Annotated in this window: 1 pseudogene; it reads left to right on the top strand. The window is 40.5% G+C overall.

The features are described from left to right. Positions 1 to 615 (top strand): annotated as a pseudogene (locus DRF61_RS22465) (RHS repeat-associated core domain-containing protein); the annotation flags it as partial.

Here is a 615-nt window from a genome sequence, read left to right as displayed (position 1 = left end):
ATGAAAACTTCCGCTACTGATCCGGACGGAAATACCACTACAGAATTCCAGAATGGGAAAGGACAAACCATACTGGTCAGAAAAAATGACGGTACCCAGAATGTAGATACCTATTATCTCTATAATGAATATGGACGATTGGCCTATGTTATTCCACCACTGGCGATAGGCACTTCAGCTCCCGATCAGGCTGCTTTAGATAATCTTTGCTATCAGTACCGTTATGACGGGCTGGGAAGGCTGGTGGAGAAAAAAGTTCCGGGGAAAGGCTGGGAGTATATGGTGTATGATAAAGCTGACAGGCTGATCCTAACTCAGGATGCTGTGATGAAATCAAAAAGCCAATGGGCTCTAACTAAGTATGATAAATGGGGCAGAGTAATTTATAATGGAATGATAACAGGGGGCGGAAGAGTCAATTTGCAAAATCTGATTAAAGATCTTGTAATTACAGAATCTTTCACTACCGGAGGTTTTATCCAAAATGGAATGACGGTTTATTATACCAATACTTATTTTCCATCAGATACTCAATCAATTTTAAGTATCAATTATTACGACACATACCCTTCCTACAGCTTCAATCCTGCTTTTCCTTCCACCATATTGGGAGAG

The sequence above is a fragment of the Chryseobacterium lathyri genome (assembly GCF_003290185.1).
GTDB classification, from domain to species: domain Bacteria; phylum Bacteroidota; class Bacteroidia; order Flavobacteriales; family Weeksellaceae; genus Chryseobacterium; species Chryseobacterium lathyri.
The sequence above is the reverse complement of the archived record's forward strand: the minus strand, read 5'-3'. Positions and strand labels throughout refer to the sequence as shown.